This is a genomic window from Dorea sp. OM07-5 (assembly GCF_003481355.1).
In the GTDB taxonomy this organism is placed as follows: Bacteria; Bacillota; Clostridia; order Lachnospirales; family Lachnospiraceae; genus Dorea_D; species Dorea_D hominis.
Window position 1 is genome coordinate 1 of the sequence record NZ_QUKZ01000046.1, and the last position, 1,602, is coordinate 1,602.

Here is a 1,602-nt window from a genome sequence, read left to right on the forward strand (position 1 = left end):
CAGACTGTCTAATGAATCCATTTTCATTATGATTGTTCAGGCTCCTGACACTTATGCGGTAACTTTTCACTTAATATTTCAGATATAACGATATGTAGATACTATATTTCTACATATCGTTTTGCTTTTTATCTGAATTTTGCTATTAATTCCTGTGTTGAAAACACAGCGAATAATCGCTTAAGGTTATAAGCGATAAACATAGACGATGCTTCCGCATCTACGTTTTCTATTCTCTTTCGCAGGAAAAAGCTATAGCCTAAAGATCTTTTCACAGTCCCAAAAGGGTGCTCAACTATGCATCTTCTTTGTTTATAGGTTTCATTCCGGCTCCAAGTTTTTTCATGAACAGCTTCTAATACAGCTTCATGCTCCCATCTTTGAAGCGTTCTTCCGCTTTTGGATGAGGTACATTTATTTTTATATTTGCAACTGCTACAAGAATTACATTTATACTTTTTATATTTCATTCCATTTTTGGATGTATTCTCAAAGAAATATAACTGTTGTTCAGCTGGGCAAATATAAACATCTTTCTCTGGATCATATTTAAACTTGTCTTTTCGGAATTCGTTGTCTTTTGTACTATTGTTTGCCTTAGCTTTCTTTATTAGTACGGTCATTCCATCATCTAAACAATTCTTTATTTCAGATGCATTATAGTATCCGGTATCAGCAACAACAGTGCATTCTTCTGTTTCCAGCAAATCACTTGCATCTTTCGCCATTATATAGAGCTGGTTTTGATCATTTATATCATTAGTAGTTGAAATGTCTATGACGAAATGATTCTGGGCATCCACAGCAGACTGGACATTATAGCAGATATCTAAAGAACCATTATTTTTCATTCTTCGTGAATCTGGATCCGTAAGACTTTTTTGTTCAAGCCCTTCATTTGATAATTCCTGTTTTTGCTGATGATACTGCTTTTTTAGTTCCTGATAATCCTCAAGTTTTTTCTTAAACTCCGGCTCACACTGCGAGTCTTTTTCAAGTGCCATAAGATATGCGTTTATCTGTTCATCAGCATAAGCAATCTTTTTATCTAAGCCGCTCTTAGTAATGCAGTTGTGCTTACTGTTTTGTGCTCGGATTTTTGTCCCATCTATAGCTATAAGTTTTCCGTCAATTAATCCCCAACCTTTAAGAATGAGAGTTAAGTTTCGTAATGTTACATGAAAGGCTTTACGATTGTTCTTGACAAAGCCAGCAATAGTTCCGTGATCTGGCGTGATTGCATTAATCAGCCACATGAGTTCAAGATTCCGCTTACATTCAATTTCTAAGGAACGACTGGATCTGATTTTATTAAGATAACCATAAATATGAAGCTTTAACAAATCTGAACGGCGATATGGAGCTTGACCTCTATTGGTTCCGCTGTATTCTTTAAAACCTAATTCAATTAAATCTAAGGAATCAACATATGCATCGATTACACGCACTGAATTATCTTCATCTATAAGCGCATCTAATGATGTAGTAACCATTCTTGTCTGATTTCTATCTATTCCAACAATATATGCCATAATTAATCCCCTCGATTCGATTTCTTGTGATTTAATTATAACATTTTTGCTAATCGTTAGACAGTCTGAC

At 34.7% G+C, this 1,602-nt stretch carries 1 protein-coding gene; it reads right to left on the reverse strand.

Annotation, left to right across the window (positions count from 1 at the left end; genetic code table 11):
* Positions 1-128: 128 nt before the first annotated feature.
* A partial coding sequence (locus tag DXC04_RS15325) for an IS1182 family transposase (RefSeq protein ID WP_243112187.1) occupies positions 129-1,602 on the reverse strand: 1,474 nt, incomplete at its 5' end.